This window comes from Streptomyces sp. PH9007, assembly GCF_059813725.1.
The window spans coordinates 3,649,049-3,665,876 of sequence record NZ_CM187440.1 but is presented as its reverse complement, the minus strand read 5'-3'; the positions used below and the strand labels follow the sequence as shown (position 1 = coordinate 3,665,876).

Below are 16,828 nucleotides of genomic sequence, written 5' to 3'. Positions count from 1 at the left end.
GGCGGGAGATTATCCGAACCGGCCGGAGATGTAATCCTCGGTACGCTGGTCAGCGGGCCGGTTGAAGATTTTCTCGGTCGCGTCGTACTCAACCAGGCGCCCATGGCGTACCCCCTCGCTGTCGGTGTCGGCAGTGAAGAAAGCGGTGCGGTCGGAGACCCGGGCTGCCTGCTGCATGTTGTGCGTGACGATCACCAGCGTGAATTCGTCCGCGAGTTTCTGCATCAGGTCCTCGATCTTCGCCGTGGCGATGGGATCGAGCGCCGAGCAGGGCTCGTCCATCAGCACCACATCGGGCTGGACCGCGACCGCCCGGGCTATGCACAGGCGCTGCTGCTGGCCCCCGGAGAGCGCGTGCCCGCTGCTGGACAGCTTGTCCTTGACCTCGTCCCACAGGGCCGCGCTGGTGAGCGCGGCCTCGACCCGGTCGTCCATCTCCTTGCGGGTCACCCGGGCGGGGCCGAAGCGCAGGCCGTAGGCGACGTTGTCGTAGATCGACTTGGGGAAGGGGTTCGGCTTCTGGAACACCATCCCGATCCGCCGCCTGACCTCGATGGAGTCGACGTCGTCGGCGTAGAGATCGCTGCCGCGGTAGGCGACCTTGCCGGAGACGGCGGCGCCCGGCACCAGGTCGTTCATCCGGTTCAGGCAGCGCAGCACGGTGGACTTGCCGCAGCCCGAGGGGCCGATGAGCGCGGTGATCTCCCGTTCGTGGATGTCCATGGAGACATCGCGGACGGCGCGGTGCGCACCGTAGGAGACGTTCACCCCGCCCAACTCGAACACAACGGGGGCGCCCTCGGTGGGGCGGCGCCCGCCGTGGGGGGATAGGGGTGTCGCAAGACCTGTCGCCATGGTTCACATGTAACGAGGCGTGGGTAGCCGATTGCGGGGTGTCCGGTGAACCCTTGATGAACAGCGGCGAAGGCATAGGTGCTGCCGCTACCATCGGGCGCGTGGGGATCGAAGGCGAACAGCTGGTACTCGACTATCTGAGCAAGGTGGGCGACCTGGCCCACACCACCAGCATGTCGGCGTCCGAACGCGCGGCGCTGGTGGGGCGGTTGCGGAACGAGATCGGACAACAGCGGTCCCGGGTGGACGGCGAGGAGAGCCGCTCGGACATCAAGAAGATCCTGCGCGGCATGGGCCGCCCCGAGGACGTCGTCGCGAACGCGTCGGGCGGCGGGACGGTGACCGCCCCCGTACCGGCGCAGGCCGCGGCCCCGGCCGCTCCCTCGGCACCGGCGGCGCCCGCGGAGCCGGCCCGGACGGAGCGGACCCCGCTCTTCTCCTTCCGCAAGTCCAGGCCCGCCGCCCCGGCCGCCGACCCGGAACCGGCGCCCGAGGCCCCCGAGCCGATGACGGCGGTGCCGGAGGAGGACCTGCCCGACCTGACGGAGCAGCCCAAGCCGCCGGAGCTGTACTGGCCGGACGGCCAGATCGGCGGGTTCGTCGGCGGCATCGAGGTGCCCGAGATGCTGCGGCCCCCGGTGGAGGAGCGCAAGGATCTGAAGCCGGCCGCCGCGGCCCCGCCCGCCCCGGCGGTGGAGGCGGCGCCGCCCGCGGTGGAGGCGGCCCCGGCCGCCGAGCCCGCCGCCCCGCCCCCGCCGACGGGCTGGCGCCGGGCGAACGCGGCGATCCGGGGCACCAACCGCCACATGGGCGGCCCGATCGAGCTGATCGGCGCCCTGCTGCTGGTGGCCGGCGCGGTCCTGACCGAGATCGCCCCGCTCGCGATCGGCTGGCTGCTGGCGTACTGGTCGCCCAGGCTGTCGCGCCGCGAGGCCCAGTGGGCGGCGTTCGGCGGGCCGGGGCTGGTCTTCGGCGGGTACCTGGCCTGGCTGTTCGGCCGCGTCAACGCGTACTGGGGCGAGCCGCTGGTCGACACCACGGCCGGCGATCAGCTCTCCGACACCTGGCCGCTGCTGCTGCGCCTGTCGGCGGTGGCCTCGGCGGCCCTCCTGGTGTGGCGCGCCCGCCGGCCCCGCCCGTAGGGGTGGGACCCGGGGACGGATGCCGGGCGTGGGCGGAGCACACCGGTCTCCACCGCCGGCCGGCTGCCCGCGCCGCTACGGCCGGTTCGCGTGACCCACGTGCTCGACCAAGAGGACGACGGGCTTGTGCTGCTTGACCACGTAGATGACCCGGTAGAAGCCGATCCGGATGCGGAACCGGTCGGATCCCATGGCGAACGCCCCATCCGGGCGGGGATTTCCGGGCAGCAGGTTGACACTGTCGAGGACCTGCTGCACCCCTGCGGGGTCTGTTTTGAACCGGTCGGAGAGATAGCGGCGCGCGGCGGGCTCGAAGTCGATCCGGCTCACGCCGCCCCCAGTTCCGCGATCAGCTGCTTCATCGACACCGCGTTGTCCACTCCGCGCACCCGGTCCAGCTCACTCTGGAGAAGGGACCGCTCCTCCCGGATGTCCTCGATCTTCTCGGGGTCGACCAGGACCGCGAGAATCCGGCCGTCCCGGGTGAGGGCCACGCCGTCATCCCCGAAAGCGCCATCGGCCACCCGCTGCAGCAGTTCGGGCAACTGATCGCGCGCGTCCTCGACATCGATCGCCGCCCAGGGCCCCAGCTGTGTCACTCCCGCGATCGGGGGCACGCCTTCACCTCGCCGCACACTCATGCCCGGAAGCCTACCCATCGGGGGGTGATCACCCGAATCAACCGATCCGCCGCTTTCACCTTTCACGCACCGGCCGCCCGGCGCAGGCTCGTCCGGCCACGGAGTCAGACGGACGGGCGGCGCTTGGGCCGCCGCAGGCCGGCGGTGCGCAGGTGGTGGACCAGGGTTTTGCTGCCCACCTCCACCGCGCCGAGGCGCACCGCCTCGGCGTAGCTGTCGGCCGGGATGTCGTAGTGGTCGCCGTCGAACGCCCTGGGCGGTGCGCCCAGGCGGGCGGCGAAGGCGTGGAGTTCGTCGTACGAGACGTCGCTGATCAGGTGGGACCACATCCGGCCGTGGCCCGGCCAGTTGGGCGGATCGATGTAGACCGTCACGCGGAGTCCGCTTCCCCCGCCGTGTCCAGGCCGCCCAGCGGGGCGACCGTACGGCCGGTCGCGCCGCACACCCAGTGCGGGTCCTCGGACAGCTCCGGCTCCAGGTCGAGGGCGTGGTGGTCCTCGCAGAACGGGCACACCGGCCAGCGTCCCGCCGCCCCGTGCGCGTCCAGCAGGGCGTCCTGGACGTCCTGGGCGAGCAGCCCGGGGAGGTACGGGGCGCCCTCGGGCCACTGTTCGCACCACCACCGGCGGTGCTCCATCGCCTTCTCCAGGGCGGACACCTCGGCGGGCCCGGCGGCGTCGCAGGCCGCCAGGTCGGCCAGTACCAGCGCGCGGCCCCGGTGAATGTCCCCTTCCGGCGTCTCGTGGTTCATACGCACTATTGGAGCACCCCGAAGGCTTGACGCGACAACTCCTACGAAAATATGTTTCACCCTGTGAGGAATGCGATGAAGGAAAATTTCGTCCGCCGTCCCGGTCGGCCGCGTCCCGTCGCCGTCGCACCACCGCGCCCCGCTCCCCCGGAGCCCGCCGCGCTGGCCGCCAAGGTCCGCACCATGACCCCCTCCATGACGCGTTCCATGCAGCGTGTCGCCGAAACCGTCGCCTCCGACCCGGCCGGCTGCGCCGCCCTCACCGTCACCGGCCTCGCCGAGCGCACGGGCACCTCCGAGGCCACCGTGGTCCGTACCGCCCGGATGCTCGGCTACCCCGGCTACCGCGACCTGCGCCTGGCCCTGGCCGGCCTGGCCGCCCAGCAGGCGTCCGGCGCCGCGCCCGCCGTCACCGCCGACATCTCGGTCGACGACCCGCTCAGCGACGTGGTCGCCAAGCTCACCCAGGACGAGCGGCAGACCCTCACCGACACGGCCGGCGCCCTGGACCTCGCCCAGCTCGAAGCCACCGTCACCGCGCTGGCCGCCGCCCGCCGCGTGGATGTGTACGGCATCGGTGCCTCCTCCCTCGTCGCCCAGGACCTGGCACAGAAACTCCTGCGCATCGGCCTGGTCGCCCACGCCCACGCCGACCCGCACCTGGCGGTCACGGGGGCCGTCCAGCTGCGCGCCGGCGATGTCGCGGTCGCCATCACCCACTCGGGGCGCACCGTGGACGTCATCGAACCGCTCCAGGCGGCCTTCGACCACGGCGCCACCACGGTCGCCATCACCGGCCGCCCGGACGGTGAGGTCACCCAGTACGCGGACCATGTGCTGACCACCTCCACCGGGCGGGAGAGCGAACTGCGCCCGGCGGCGATGTCCAGCCGCACCAGCCAGCTGCTGGTGGTCGACTGCCTGTTCGTCGGCGTGGCGCAGCGTACGTACGAGACCGCCGCGCCCGCGCTGCACGCGAGCTACGAGGCGCTGGCGCACCGCCACTCGCCGACCCGTGACCGCTGACCCCGCACCCCTGACACCGCCGTCCCCCGTACCAAGAGAGCCGCACCTCCATGTCCCTCAGTCCTTTTGGTGAGCTGCGCACCGAACTCGACGGCCTGACCACCGAGGCCCACCGCACGGATCTCGCGGAGATCGACCGCAGCTCCACGCTCGACATCGCCCGCACCATGAACCGCGAGGACGCCGGGGTGCCCGGCGCCGTCGCCGCCGAACTGCCGAAGATCTCCGCCGCCATCGACGCCGCCGCCGAGCGGCTGGCGCGCGGCGGACGGCTGATGTACCTGGGCGCCGGAACCGCCGGCCGGCTCGGGGTGCTGGACGCCAGTGAGTGCCCGCCGACGTTCAACACCGATCCCTCGCAGGTCGTGGGAATGATCGCCGGCGGACCGAGCGCGATGGTGACGGCGGTGGAGGGCGCCGAGGACAGCAAGGCGCTGGCCGCCGAGGATCTGCGGCGGCGCGGTGTCACGGCCGACGACGTGGTGGTCGGCATCTCGGCGTCCGGCCGCACCCCGTACGCGGTGGGCGCCGTGGAGTACGCCCGGGCCCAGGGGGCGCTGACCATCGGCCTGTCGTGCAACGCCCGGTCGCCGCTGGCGGCGGCCGCCGAGCACGGCATCGAGGTCGTGGTGGGCCCCGAGCTGATCTCGGGATCGACCCGGCTGAAGGCGGGCACGGCACAGAAGCTGGTGCTGAACATGATCTCGACCATCAGCATGATCCGGCTCGGCAAGACCTACGGCAATCTGATGGTGGACGTCCGCGCCTCCAACGAGAAGCTGCGGGCCCGTTCGCGCCGCATCGTGCACCTGGCCACCGGGGCCCCGGACCCGGTGATCGAGTCGGCGCTGCGGGCGACCGACGGCGAGGTGAAGAACGCCATCCTCACCATCCTCGGCAAGGTGGACGCGCCCACGGCCGGGCGGCTGCTGACGGAGTCCCACGGCCACCTGCGGGCGGCCCTGACGGCGGCGTCGGCCGAGAGCTGACGCCGCGCCCGGCGCCCGCGGCCCCCGGCCAGCGTTCTGGGCGGCCTTCGGATGTGCGGCCGGTCGCCGGCCTCGCGCGCCGAACGCCCGAGGGCGGCACCCGGGACCTGGTGGTCCCCGGTGCCGCCCTCGTCGCTACGGCAGGCTGGGCCGGTCGGCCCGGGCAGGACTCAGAAGTCCATGCCGCCCATGCCACCGGTCGGGTCGCCGGCCGGAGCCGCCGACTTCTCCGGCTTGTCCGCGATGACGGCCTCGGTGGTGAGGAACAGCGCCGCGATGGAGGCGGCGTTCTGCAGCGCGGAACGGGTGACCTTGGTGGGGTCGGGGATCCCGGCGGCCAGCAGGTCGACGTACTCGCCGGTCGCGGCGTTCAGGCCGTGACCCTGCGGCAGGTTGCGGACCTTCTCGACCACGACGCCGCCCTCGAGGCCGGCGTTGACCGCGATCTGCTTCAGCGGGGCCTCCAGGGCGAGCTTGACGGCGGCAGCACCGGTCGCCTCGTCACCCTCCAGGTCCAGCTTGTCCAGCGCGGAGGCGGCCTGGAGCAGGGCCACGCCACCGCCGGCGACGATGCCCTCCTCGACGGCGGCCTTCGCGTTGCGCACCGCGTCCTCGATGCGGTGCTTGCGCTCCTTCAGCTCCACCTCGGTGGCGGCACCGGCCTTGATGACGGCCACGCCGCCGGCCAGCTTCGCGAGGCGCTCCTGGAGCTTCTCGCGGTCGTAGTCCGAGTCGGAGTTCTCGATCTCGGCACGGATCTGGTTGACGCGGCCCTGGACCTGGTCGCTGTCACCGGCACCGTCGACGATGGTGGTCTCGTCCTTGGTGATGACGACCTTGCGCGCACGGCCCAGCAGGTCGAGGCCCGCGGTCTCCAGCTTGAGGCCGACCTCCTCGGAGATGACCTGGCCACCGGTGAGGATGGCGATGTCGGTCAGCATGGCCTTGCGGCGGTCACCGAAGCCGGGCGCCTTGACGGCGACGGACTTGAAGGTGCCACGGATCTTGTTGACGACCAGCGTGGACAGGGCCTCGCCCTCGACGTCCTCGGCGATGATCAGCAGCGGCTTGCCGGCCTGCATGACCTTCTCCAGCAGCGGAAGGAGGTCCTTCACGTTGCCGATCTTGGAATTGACGATGAGGATGTAGGGGTCCTCGAGCTCGGCCTCCATCCGCTCCATGTCGGTGGCGAAGTAGGCGGAGATGTAGCCCTTGTCGAAGCGCATGCCCTCGGTGAGCTCGAGCTCGAGCCCGAAGGTCTGCGACTCCTCGACGGTGATGACGCCTTCCTTGCCGACCTTGTCCATGGCCTCGGCGATCAGCTCACCGATCTGGGTGTCGCCGGCGGAGATGGAGGCGGTGGAGGCGATCTGCTCCTTGGTCTCGACCTCCTTGGCCTGGCCGAGCAGCGCCTCGGAGACCTTCTCGACGGCGGCCTCGATGCCCCGCTTCAGGGCCATCGGGTTGGCGCCGGCGGCGACGTTGCGCAGCCCTTCGCGGACCAGGGCCTGAGCCAGCACGGTGGCGGTGGTCGTACCGTCACCCGCGACGTCGTCGGTCTTCTTGGCGACCTCCTTGACCAGCTCGGCGCCGATCTTCTCGTAGGAGTCCTCCAGCTCGATCTCCTTGGCGATCGAGACACCGTCGTTGGTGATGGTGGGGGCGCCCCACTTCTTCTCCAGAACGACGTTGCGGCCCTTGGGACCGAGCGTGACCTTGACGGCGTCGGCGAGCTGGTTCATCCCGCGCTCAAGGCCGCGCCGCGCCTCCTCGTTGAACGCGATGATCTTGGCCATGTGAAGGGGTCCTCCCATATACGGGGGTGGATGCTCCAGGACCGCGCCGGCGCCCGCGACGGACGGCCGTACGCCCGGCGGTTCCTTGCCCCGCCTGGCTCACGACCTCACCGAACCGGTCTCTGCTGTCACTCTCACCCTCAGAGTGCTAACGCCATGATTAGCACTCTCCCCCCGAGAGTGCAAGCGTCTTGGTGTTGTCGCAGGTGGGATGGGGGCGCACGTGCCGGGGCCCGCATCCCTGCGCTGGTGTGCGCTGGATGCGGGCCCCGGTTCGCCGGCTGCGGTGGTAGTACGGTCGGCGGTTCAGGCGGTCACCCGGACCATGTCGGCCTGAGGACCCTTCTGTCCCTGCGAGATCTCGAACTCGACCCGCTGCCCCTCTTCCAGGGTGCGGTATCCGTCCATCTGAATCGCGCTGTAGTGGACGAACACGTCCGCACCACCGTCTACCGCGATGAAGCCGTATCCCTTCTCCGCGTTGAACCACTTGACGGTGCCCTGAGCCATTCCAAACTCCCCATGTTGCTGGCCCTTTCACGGAACCGCACTTCGCGGGCCCGGGTCAGACCGGAACGCGTCGACCGCCGCTGAATGTATCTGGACGGACGCCCTGTGCAACAGGCCATTGAGCGGAGAATTATTGGAGCGCCCAAACGGGCAAATTGCGCAAAACAGAGGAAAGATGAATGTTTCTCGCCCGCCTTATTGCGCAGATCCGGCAATTGGTGCAGTGAATTGCCGCGCGTTTCCGTCGAGAAGTGTCGTGAATTCATATGCGGTCGGCATCGGACGGGCCGGCCCCGCGCGGGACTCACTCTATCGCCCCGGAAACGCCCAACCGCCCCGAAGCGGACAGCTTCGGGGCGGTTGTTGAAGATGTGATCAAGTGTAGACCTGACGGGACGGGGCCAGGCCGGGCCGACCGGTCGTCAGCAGCCCCCGGCCACCGCCGGGATGATGGAAACGCCCGCTCCGTCCGGCGTCGCGGTGTCCAGGCCCTCGGCGAAGCGCACGTCGTCGTCATTGACGTAGACATTCACGAAACGGCGCAGCTTGCCCTGGTCGTCGAGCACCCGGGCGGCGATTCCCGCGTGGTTCTTCTCCAGGTCGGCGAGGACGTCGCGCAGCGTTCCGCCGTCGGCGGTCACCTCGGAACTTCCGCCGGTGTAGGTGCGCAGGATGGTCGGGATTCGGACAGTCACACTCATGCGAGGCCGGCCTCTCGGAAAGCGTCCAGATTCGGACGGATGATGGCGGTGGGACCGGTGGTCGCCGCCACCGCGTCCAGGGTCTTCAGGCCGTCGCCGGTATTCAGTACGACCGTCGTCAGTTCCGGGTCCAGCTGCCCGGTCTCGATCAGCTTGCGGGTGACGCCCACCGTCACCCCGCCCGCCGTTTCGGCGAAAATGCCCTCGGTGCGGGCGAGCAGCTTGATGGCGTCCACGATCTGCGCGTCGTTCACGTCCTCGACCGCGCCACCGGTGCGGCGGGCGATGTCCAGGACATAGGGACCGTCGGCCGGGTTGCCGATCGCCAGGGACTTGGCGATGGTGTCCGGCTTCACCGGCCGCACCACGTCGTGCCCGGCCTTGAACGCCTGGGAGACCGGCGAGCAGCCCTCGGCCTGGGCGCCGAAGATCCTGTAGGGCCGGTCCTCGACCAGTCCGGTCGCGATCAGCTCCTTGAGCCCCTTGTCGATCTTGGTGAGCTGGGATCCGGAGGCGATCGGGATCACCAGCTGGTCGGGGATGCGCCAGCCCAGCTGTTCGGCGATCTCGAAGGCCAGGGTCTTGGAGCCCTCGCCGTAGTAGGGGCGCAGGTTGACGTTGACGAATCCCCAGCCCTCACCGGCGGGGTCGCCGATCAGCTCGCTGCAGAAACGGTTCACGTCGTCGTAGGTGCCCTCGATGCCGACCAGCTCGCCGCCGTAGACGGCGGCCATCACGATCTTGCCCTGTTCGAGGTCGTGCGGGATGAACACGCAGGAGCGGAATCCGGCCCGGGCCGCCGCGGCGCCGACCGCGCCCGCCAGGTTGCCGGTGGAGGAGCAGGACAGCGTGGTGAAGCCGAAGGCGCGGGCCGCCTCCACGGCGTTGGCGACCACCCGGTCCTTGAAGGAGTGGGTGGGGTTGCCCGAGTCGTCCTTCACGTACAGCTCGCCGCCGTGACCCAGCGCGGCGGCCAGCCGGTCGGCCTTGACCAGGGGGGTGTCGCCGGGGTTCAGATTGGGCTTGGAGGCGACATCGGCCGGCACCGGCAGCAGCGGGGCGTAGCGCCAGATGCTGTGCGGTCCGGCCTCGATGGCGGCCCGTAGCGCTTCGGGGTCACCGGTGGGCAGATCGTACGCGATTTCGAGAGGACCGAAACATGCCTCGCAGGCGAAGATCGGGCTGAGGGGGAAACGCTCCCCGCACTCCCGACAGGAGAGTGCCACGGCGGGCCCGAGATCGACGGCGGAGCCGCCGGGGGGCGTGGTGGGGGTGTGCGATGTGAGCACAGGCATGGGTACGAGGCCCTTCTCCTCATCTTCCCCGTGACGGATTTCGCCACAGGACGGAATTGGCACCTTCCCCACCGGGTGCCTCGCGTCGTTACGAGACCGGCGGAAGGGTTGCCGGGGCTTCAACGGGCCGTTCCCTCTGCCCCTCTGGATGAGCTGTATTCAGTTGACCGCGCAGCGTCTCCGATATGCGGAGGACACCTGCACTGTCCGAGACTGTAACGGACGCCCCGGACAATGGCTCGGGCCGTCCGATCCGCGAGACGAACAGGAGACAGACATATTCCCGCCCGAACTGGGCACCACCGATGAGGGCCATAACCGGCCATTGCCGATAGATCCGACAGACAAGACTTACCTGACCTACCCGACTTATATGGTCGAAGCGAACAGGAGCGACATTCGTGCTGGAAGAGGCTGAGGAGTGGCTGAGCCGCCGGTCCTGGACTGCCGCTGACCGCTCGCTGCGACGGTTGCTGGACGCGAAAGCCGCGGCCGGCCCGGCGGGCAGCGTCAGCGTCGTGCTTCCCGCGCTGAACGAGGAAGCGACCGTCGGCACCATCGTGGAAGCGCTGCGCCGCGACCTGATGGAAACCGTGCCACTGATCGACGAGCTGATGGTGGTGGACTCCGGATCCACCGACCGCACCGGAGAGGTCGCCGCCGCGGCGGGCGCCAAGGTCGTCCACCGTGACGAGATCCTGCCCAGAATGCCCACCGTCCCCGGCAAGGGGGAGGTGCTGTGGCGCTCCCTCATGGCCACCAGCGGCGAGATCATCTGTTATGTCGACGCCGACCTGCGGGAGTTCGACTCCTGCTTCGTCTCCGGCATCCTCGGGCCACTGCTCACCGAGCCCGATGTGCACCTGGTCAAGGCCATGTACGACCGCCCGCTGGGCGACGCCCCCTCCGGCGCCCACCAGGGCGGCCGGGTCACCGAGCTGGTGGCCCGCCCGCTGCTCAACCTGCACTGGCCGCAACTGGCCGGTGTCGTCCAGCCGCTGGGCGGCGAGTACGCGGCGCGGCGCTCCCTGCTGGAGCAACTGCCCTTCCCCGTCGGGTACGGCGTCGAACTCGGCCTGCTCGTCGACACCCTGCACCTGGCCGGACTGAACGCGGTCGGCCAGGTGGATGTCGGGGTGCGCAAGCACCGTCACCAGGACGGCCAGGCCCTGGGCCGGATGGCGGCCGCGATCATGCGCACCGCGCAGAGCCGGCTGCCGGGCAACGGACCCGTCCCCGTGCAGCAGGGCATGATGCAGTTCGAACGGCTGGCGGAGGGCGGCTTCTCACCGCTGACCCACACGATCCACACCGAGGAACGTCCCCCGATGTCCACCATCCCCGAGTACGCCGCCCGCCAGGCGGCGTAGCACCGGCGTTCCGGCCACCGCGGCCGGACGAGCGGGCCGGGGTCCGGGCACGACCGCCCGGACCCCGGCCCGTGGCGCACCCCTCCCCGGGGCTCGGCGCCGAGGACGCGGGAGGGGACACGCCAGGGTGACCGGGCGCACGTTTGTACCCGGCCACGGGTGGCTAGGGTCGGGACATGGGCGTTGCAGAGGTCTCCGAGGCTCCTCCGGTCCTGGTCGCGTCCAATCGCGGCCCCGTCAGCTACACCCTCGCGGACGACGGCACGCTCACCGCCCGGCGCGGCGGCGGCGGGATGGTCTCCGGCCTCTCCGCCCTGGGCTCGGCGGCCGGCACCTGGGTGTGCGCGGCGCTGGGCCCCGGCGACCGCGAGGCCGCCGCCCGCGCGGGCACCGGCACCCTGGAGACGGCCGACACCGGCGGCCAGTCCGTACGGATGCTGGACATCCCCCCGGACACCTTCGACGCCGCGTACAACGGCATCGCCAACTCCGTCCTGTGGTTCGTCCATCACCTGCTGTACCAGACGCCGCTGGAGCCGGTGTACGACAGCGCCTTCGAGAGCCAGTGGGCCGGCTACGAGCGCTACAACGCCGCCTTCGCGGACGCGCTGGCCGCCGAGGCCGCCCCGGGTGCGGAGGTGCTGGTCCAGGACTACCATCTGGCCCTCGTCCCCGCCCTGCTGCGCGAGCGCCGCCCCGATCTGCGGATCGGACACTTCTCGCACACCCCCTGGGCTCCCCCGGACCTCTACCGGGTGCTGCCCGACGCCGTCGCCCGCCAGGTGCTGCGGGGCATCCTCGGCGCGGACCGCGCCGCGTTCCTGACCCGGCGCTGGGCGCGGGCCTTCGCCGACTGCTGCGCCGACCTGCTCGGCGCGCGGGTACGGGAAGTGCCCGAGGACACGGCCGGAACGGACGCGTTCACCGTCACCCTCGACGGCCGGACCACCCGGCTCGGTGTCCACGGCCTGGGCGCGGACGGCGACTTCCTGCGCGAGCGCGCCCACCGGCCCGACGCGGACGAACGGCTGGCCGCGCTGCGCGCCCAGGTCGGCGAACGCAAGACCATCGTGCGCGTCGACCGCACCGAACTCTCCAAGAACATCGTCCGCGGGCTGCTGGCCTACCGCCGGCTGCTCACCGAACATCCGCAGTGGCAGGGGCGGGTGGTGCACGTCGCCTTCGCCTACCCCTCCCGGCAGGACCTGGAGATCTACCGCGCGTACACCGCCGAGGTGTCCCGGGTCGCCGAGGGCATCAACGCCGAGTTCGGGCGGGACGACTGGACGCCCGTGGTGCTGCACGTGAAGGACGATTTCGCCCGCTCGCTGGCCGCCTACCGGATGGCGGACGTGGCGCTGGTCAACCCGATCCGCGACGGCATGAACCTGGTCGCCAAGGAGATTCCGCTGATCTCCGAACAGGGCTGCGCCCTCGTCCTGTCCCGCGAGGCCGGCGCCGCCGCCGAACTCGGCGACGACGCCCTGCTCGTCAACCCGTACGACATCGCCGGCACGGCAGAGGCGCTGCACCGGGCCCTGACGATGCCCGCGGCCGAACGCCGGGCGCGGGCCGAGCGGCTCGCCCGGGCCGCGACCGCGCTGACCCCCCGCGACTGGTTCCTCGCCCAGGTCGAGGCGCTGCGCGGCAGCTGAGCGAGCGGCCGGGGCCGTTTCACCGGCGGTCCGGTCAGCGGGCGTGCGCGCCCGCCGACCCCGGCCGGGTCAGCGGCCCCCGCACACCGCCCGGTCCACCAGGTCGATGCCCGCCCCGAACTGTTCCTCCGCCTTGTCCTGGTCGTCCAGCCACAGGGTGAACTCGGCGGCGGCCGCCGAGTACCGGCCGTCGGCGCTCACCCCGGTCTCCGAGACCGTGCCGAACGACGTACCCCCGTGGAACCACAGGCCGCCGTCCGCGCAGCGCTGCGGCGCGGCGCCCTCCACCGGGCGCCACGCGAGGCCCAGGCCGTACCCGCCGCCCGGCGCGAAGTCGTCGGCGGGCACGGTCTCCTTCATCAGCTCCAGCGTTCCCGGCTCCAGGAGTTCGCCGCCCAGCAGGGCCCGCAGGAACGTGTTCATGTCCCGGGTGGTGCTGATGATCGCGCCGTCCGCGCCGGCGTCGGCCATGATCGAGGTGTCGGTCAGCTCCTGGCGGCCCGGGAACTGCATGTACCCGGTGGCCGTGGGCCGCGGGACATACGCGGACGTCCCCGGGGTGAGGGTGTGCGCCAGGCCCAGCGGCTCGATGATCCGTTCGTGCACCTCCTGCTCCCACGGGTGCCCGGTCACCTTCTCGATGATCATCCCGGCCAGGATGTAGTTGGTGTTGGAGTACGCCCACCGGGTCTCGCCCTGCGGGTCCGCGGCGTCCGGCAGCCAGCCGGGGGCCTGCGTCATCGCCAGCGCCACCTTCTCCGCGTTGTCCGAGGTGCTGAACCGGGTCTCGCGGTAGTTCTCGGGCGTGAACGCGTCCAGGTCGGACAGGAAGAGGATGTCCGTGTAGTTGGGGAGCCCGCTGGTGTGCCGCAGCAGGTTGGTGACCGTGATCCGGCCGCCGTCGTTGCCGTTGCCCGTGACCACGCCGGGCAGCAGCTCCTCCACCGTGTCCTCCAGCGCCAGCCGGCCCTCCTCCACCAGCTGGAGCGCCACCACCGCGGTGAAGGTCTTGGTGTCGGAGCCGATCCGGTAGTACGCGTCCTCGGGCACCTCGCCCCGCCGCTCCAGGTCATCGACCCCGGCCCGCGCCGTCGTCCGCCGGCCGTCCGCGTCCACCGTCTCCGCCGTGACCCCGGTGGCCCCGGCCGTCACCACGGCCTGGGTGTCCCGCTGCAACTGGCGCGCGACCCGGTCCCCGTGCCCCGCCCCGCCGGGCTCGGCGGCGCCGGCCACCGCCGCGCCGCCGCCCGGGGCCAGCAGTGCCACCGCGGCGATCGCCCCCAGACCGGTGGCGGCGAGCCCCGCCCTGGTCCACGCCGTACGCCGCGCCGCCCCACCGTTCTTCCTGCCGCCGCCGCTCTCGCCGTCGCGCACCGCACTCATCTCCCGACTCCGTTCTGTGAAGGCCAGTGCACTCGACGCTACCGAGCGTCACTGACAACCACGAGCCGGAGAGCCCCCCGACCGGAGGTGGGGCCAGCCCCACCACGGAGCTGACGCGGCGTCAGCCGATCGACCGGGCGAGGGCGGACAGCAGCGCGGCGACGCCGCCCGGGCCGTCCACCGTCAGGTCCGTGACCGCCGCGAGTTCGGCCACCTCCGTGCTGCCGCTGCACACCCGCACCCCGGGAACGCCGTCCTCGCGCAGCTTCGCCACCGCGTCGAACGCCGCCAGGTCCCCGAGGTCGTCGCCCCCGTACAGCACGGCGGAGGCGCCCTTCTCGCGCGCCAGGGCGGTCAGCGCCGCGCCCTTGTCGATGCCGGGCGGCCGGATCTCCAGCACGAACCGCCCCGGCTCCAGCGCCAGGCCGAGCCGGGCCGCCAGTTCGGTCAGCGGTTCGCGCAGCGCGGCGAACACCCCGGCCGCGTCGGGCGCCGTGCGGGTGTGCACCGCCAGCGCGTTGCCCTTGTCCTCCAGGAGGACGCCGGGCCCGGCCCGCTCCACCAGCGCGGCCAGTTCGGTACGGGCCGCCGCGATGCCCGGGTGCGGCGGCGGCCGGTGCAGTGCGCCGCTCGCCGCGTCCCACCGCTCCGCGCCGTAGGCGCCCAGCACGGTCAGCCCCGCCAGCTCCGGGTGCCCGGCGAAGCCCCCGAGCCGTACTGCCACCTCGGCCGGGCGGCCGGTGATGATCGCCAGCACCCCGATCCGGGGCGCGAGGCGGGCGAGGGCGGGCAGCGCGTCCGGGTGGGCGTACGCCCGCTCCGGGTCGTTCACGATCGGGGCCAGGGTGCCGTCGAAGTCCAGCGCCACCAGCGCCCGCTCGGGGCGCGCGAGCAGCGCCGCGAGCCCCTCACGGCCGGCCTCGGTCACCGGCTCCGGGAGAGAGGGAGAGGAAGGGGATCCAGAAGGTACGGGAGGAGTGCCCATGCCGGTGACCCTACCCAGCGGGTGCGGCTATCTTCCTCCGCGCCGCACATCCCGCAGCCGCCGCAGCCGGTTGACCGTCACCGGGTCGTGGGCCAGCGCCCGCTCGTCGTCCAGCAGCGCGTTGAGCAGCTGGTAGTACCGGGTCGGCGAGATGCCCAGCCGCTCCCTGATCGCCCGCTCCTTGGTGCCGGAGCCCGCCCAGCCCTGCCGTTCGACCGCCAGCACCGCCAGCTCCCGCTCGGACAGCCCCCCGGCGGCGGCCGCTTCGGCGTTCGCCGCCGCCTCCGCGCCCCCGTCCGTACCCCGTTCACTACTCACCCGGGCATTTTATCCCCTTATGGACGCCCTACGACGTCGGCTGCTCCCCCAGGTCCGCCGCCTCCGCCTGCTCCTGGAGATCCGCGAGAATCCCCGGCACATTGCTGTTCGGCTCCAGTGTCGCCCCGATCCCCTGCGCGACCAGCGTCGAGACCCGCGACCACGACACCTTGCCCACCGGGAAGAACGTCGCCGTCGGCAGCGCGTCGAGGAACGGCGTCAGCCGCTCGCCCTCCCGCCCCTCCTCCTCGTCCTGCATCGCCTGCGAGGCCGGCGTCGTCACCGGCAGCAGCTCCCAGCGCTCGGCGAAGGTGTTGACGTTCTCGGCCGTGAAGACGTACTTCAGGAACGTCCCGATCGCCTCCCGGTGCCCCCGCTGGTTGAACGCCATCAGCCACGACGCCTCCCCCAGCGTGGAGGTCGACGGCGCCGCGGAGCCGGGCAGCTCGGCCGTCCCGTAGGACACCCCGCCCCGGTCGGACTGCCGCATCAGCACCGGGTCGGCGAACAGCATGCCCACCGTGCCCTCAGCGAAGCCGCTGTACGCCTGCTGCCGGGTGGTGGAGCCCGGGGGCCGGTCGCCGGTCAGCCCCGGAGTCACCAGTTCGTCGCGCAGCCAGTTGAACGTGCTCGCGTTCATCGGCGAATTGAGCGTGTAGCCACCGGTGTTGTCGGTCAGCCCACCGCCACCGGCGAGCATCCACATGAGCGCCTCGCCCGCCGCGTCGTCATGCCCGAGCGGCAGGGCGAACGGCACCGGAACCCCCGTCGTGCGCAGCGCCGTCGCCGCCTCCAGCAGTTCCTCCCAGGTCTCCGGCGGCACGTCCGGGTCGAGACCCGCGTCCTCGAACAGGTCCTTGTTGTAGAACAGCCGGCCTATCCGCGCCGCGAACGGCATGCCGTACTGCACCCGCCGCATCTCGCCCGCGATCGCCAGCGAGGGGATGAAGTCCGCGAGCTGGGATATCGGCAGCAGCTCATCCGCCTTGTACAGCTTGCCCGCCGACGCGAAATCCGCGAAGGCGCCGATCTGGGCGATATCAGGGGCATTTCCCTCGGCCACCATGCGGGCGACCTCGGCATTCGCGTCCTGCCAGCGCAGCGTGGTCACATCGATGATGATCTCCGGGTGCTCCAGCCGGAAATCCGCGACCAATTCGTTCCAGTAGCGCTGCGTACTGCCGGTGTCGGACGCCTCCCCGGCCTCGGCCGCCACCAGCTTCAGTACGGTCTCCGAACTGCTGCCGGAGTCATCGCCCCCGCACGCGGTCGCCGAAAGGCCGACGGCCCCGGTCAGACCGGCCGTCATTCCCAAGAACTTCCGACGTCGCACGTCCACAACCCCTTTGTCCAGAAAATCATTTCTGCCCCGAGCGCGCCCGCCGAGGGCCGCGCGCGATGAAGGAGAGTC

18 protein-coding genes and 1 riboswitch are annotated in these 16,828 nt (G+C 71.5%); of the genes, 5 read left to right on the top strand and 13 right to left on the bottom strand.

Annotated features, from left to right (window positions below):
* Positions 1-9: 9 nt before the first annotated feature.
* The gene (pstB, locus tag ACTFAP_RS16815) at positions 10-786 is read right to left on the bottom strand and encodes a phosphate ABC transporter ATP-binding protein PstB (protein WP_107046973.1); all 777 of its coding nucleotides are present in this window, start codon (positions 784-786) and stop codon (positions 10-12) included.
* A gap of 170 nt (positions 787-956) precedes the next feature.
* Between pstB and ACTFAP_RS16810 the strand changes: the two genes are divergently transcribed.
* Complete coding sequence (locus ACTFAP_RS16810) at positions 957-1,997, top strand: hypothetical protein (RefSeq protein ID WP_495681330.1); 1,041 nt, start codon at positions 957-959, stop codon at positions 1,995-1,997.
* A 75-nt stretch (positions 1,998-2,072) separates the two neighbouring features.
* Here ACTFAP_RS16810 and ACTFAP_RS16805 read toward each other — a convergent pair whose 3' ends face one another.
* The 4 genes from ACTFAP_RS16805 to ACTFAP_RS16790 form a co-directional block, all read right to left on the bottom strand.
* Positions 2,073-2,327 carry a type II toxin-antitoxin system RelE family toxin gene (locus tag ACTFAP_RS16805; protein WP_375879605.1) on the bottom strand — a complete coding sequence of 85 codons (255 nt, stop codon included), beginning with the start codon at positions 2,325-2,327 and terminating at the stop codon, positions 2,073-2,075.
* Positions 2,324-2,638: a hypothetical protein gene (locus tag ACTFAP_RS16800; RefSeq protein WP_148236119.1), complete on the bottom strand. Its 315-nt coding sequence runs from the start codon at positions 2,636-2,638 to the stop codon at positions 2,324-2,326. Before ACTFAP_RS16800 ends, ACTFAP_RS16805 begins: the two co-directional genes overlap by 4 nt.
* A 104-nt stretch (positions 2,639-2,742) precedes the next feature.
* Positions 2,743-3,012 carry a DUF4031 domain-containing protein gene (locus tag ACTFAP_RS16795; RefSeq protein WP_495681329.1) on the bottom strand — a complete coding sequence of 90 codons (270 nt, stop codon included), beginning with the start codon at positions 3,010-3,012 and terminating at the stop codon, positions 2,743-2,745.
* A complete protein-coding gene (locus ACTFAP_RS16790; RefSeq protein WP_500466734.1) occupies positions 3,009-3,389 on the bottom strand; it encodes a DUF8819 family protein in 381 nt (126 codons plus the stop codon). Before ACTFAP_RS16790 ends, ACTFAP_RS16795 begins: the two co-directional genes overlap by 4 nt.
* A gap of 75 nt (positions 3,390-3,464) precedes the next feature.
* Between ACTFAP_RS16790 and ACTFAP_RS16785 the strand changes: the two genes are divergently transcribed.
* Together ACTFAP_RS16785 and murQ are read left to right on the top strand one after the other, a co-directional pair.
* Positions 3,465-4,415, top strand: coding sequence for a MurR/RpiR family transcriptional regulator (locus ACTFAP_RS16785; protein WP_500466733.1), 951 nt, complete (start codon positions 3,465-3,467; stop codon positions 4,413-4,415).
* A gap of 50 nt (positions 4,416-4,465) precedes the next feature.
* Positions 4,466-5,404: an N-acetylmuramic acid 6-phosphate etherase gene (murQ, locus tag ACTFAP_RS16780; protein WP_495681327.1), complete on the top strand. Its 939-nt coding sequence runs from the start codon at positions 4,466-4,468 to the stop codon at positions 5,402-5,404.
* Between the two features lie 170 nt (positions 5,405-5,574).
* Here murQ and groL read toward each other — a convergent pair whose 3' ends face one another.
* The 4 genes from groL to thrC all read right to left on the bottom strand — a co-directional run bounded on the left by groL (position 5,575) and on the right by thrC (position 9,706).
* Positions 5,575-7,200, bottom strand: coding sequence for a chaperonin GroEL (gene groL / locus ACTFAP_RS16775; RefSeq protein ID WP_386538977.1), 1,626 nt, complete (start codon positions 7,198-7,200; stop codon positions 5,575-5,577).
* A 306-nt stretch (positions 7,201-7,506) separates the two neighbouring features.
* On the bottom strand, positions 7,507-7,710 hold the full coding sequence (locus ACTFAP_RS16770; RefSeq protein WP_004986573.1) for a cold-shock protein: 204 nt from the start codon (positions 7,708-7,710) through the stop codon (positions 7,507-7,509).
* A gap of 422 nt (positions 7,711-8,132) precedes the next feature.
* Positions 8,133-8,411, bottom strand: coding sequence for a MoaD/ThiS family protein (locus ACTFAP_RS16765; RefSeq protein ID WP_390125269.1), 279 nt, complete (start codon positions 8,409-8,411; stop codon positions 8,133-8,135).
* Positions 8,408-9,706: a threonine synthase gene (thrC, locus tag ACTFAP_RS16760; protein WP_390125266.1), complete on the bottom strand. Its 1,299-nt coding sequence runs from the start codon at positions 9,704-9,706 to the stop codon at positions 8,408-8,410. Before thrC ends, ACTFAP_RS16765 begins: the two co-directional genes overlap by 4 nt.
* A 16-nt stretch (positions 9,707-9,722) precedes the next feature.
* Positions 9,723-9,861, bottom strand: a riboswitch (SAM riboswitch).
* A 246-nt stretch (positions 9,862-10,107) separates the two neighbouring features.
* Between thrC and ACTFAP_RS16755 the strand changes: the two genes are divergently transcribed.
* Together ACTFAP_RS16755 and ACTFAP_RS16750 are read left to right on the top strand one after the other, a co-directional pair.
* On the top strand, positions 10,108-11,076 hold the full coding sequence (locus tag ACTFAP_RS16755; RefSeq protein WP_390125264.1) for a glucosyl-3-phosphoglycerate synthase: 969 nt from the start codon (positions 10,108-10,110) through the stop codon (positions 11,074-11,076).
* Between the two features lie 176 nt (positions 11,077-11,252).
* Positions 11,253-12,731, top strand: coding sequence for a trehalose-6-phosphate synthase (locus ACTFAP_RS16750; protein ID WP_495681326.1), 1,479 nt, complete (start codon positions 11,253-11,255; stop codon positions 12,729-12,731).
* Between the two features lie 69 nt (positions 12,732-12,800).
* On the opposite strand, the gene ACTFAP_RS16745 is transcribed toward ACTFAP_RS16750, so the two are convergent.
* From ACTFAP_RS16745 to ACTFAP_RS16730, 4 genes are all read right to left on the bottom strand, one after another.
* Positions 12,801-14,114: a serine hydrolase gene (locus tag ACTFAP_RS16745; protein ID WP_495681325.1), complete on the bottom strand. Its 1,314-nt coding sequence runs from the start codon at positions 14,112-14,114 to the stop codon at positions 12,801-12,803.
* A gap of 121 nt (positions 14,115-14,235) precedes the next feature.
* Positions 14,236-15,099 carry a trehalose-phosphatase gene (gene otsB, locus ACTFAP_RS16740; protein ID WP_500466732.1) on the bottom strand — a complete coding sequence of 288 codons (864 nt, stop codon included), beginning with the start codon at positions 15,097-15,099 and terminating at the stop codon, positions 14,236-14,238.
* A 27-nt stretch (positions 15,100-15,126) separates the two neighbouring features.
* Entirely contained in the window at positions 15,127-15,345 is a 219-nt protein-coding gene (locus ACTFAP_RS16735) for a DUF3263 domain-containing protein (RefSeq protein ID WP_043177166.1), read from the bottom strand.
* Between the two features lie 100 nt (positions 15,346-15,445).
* Positions 15,446-16,726, bottom strand: coding sequence for an ABC transporter substrate-binding protein (locus tag ACTFAP_RS16730; RefSeq protein WP_500466731.1), 1,281 nt, complete (start codon positions 16,724-16,726; stop codon positions 15,446-15,448).
* Positions 16,727-16,828 lie beyond the last annotated feature (102 nt).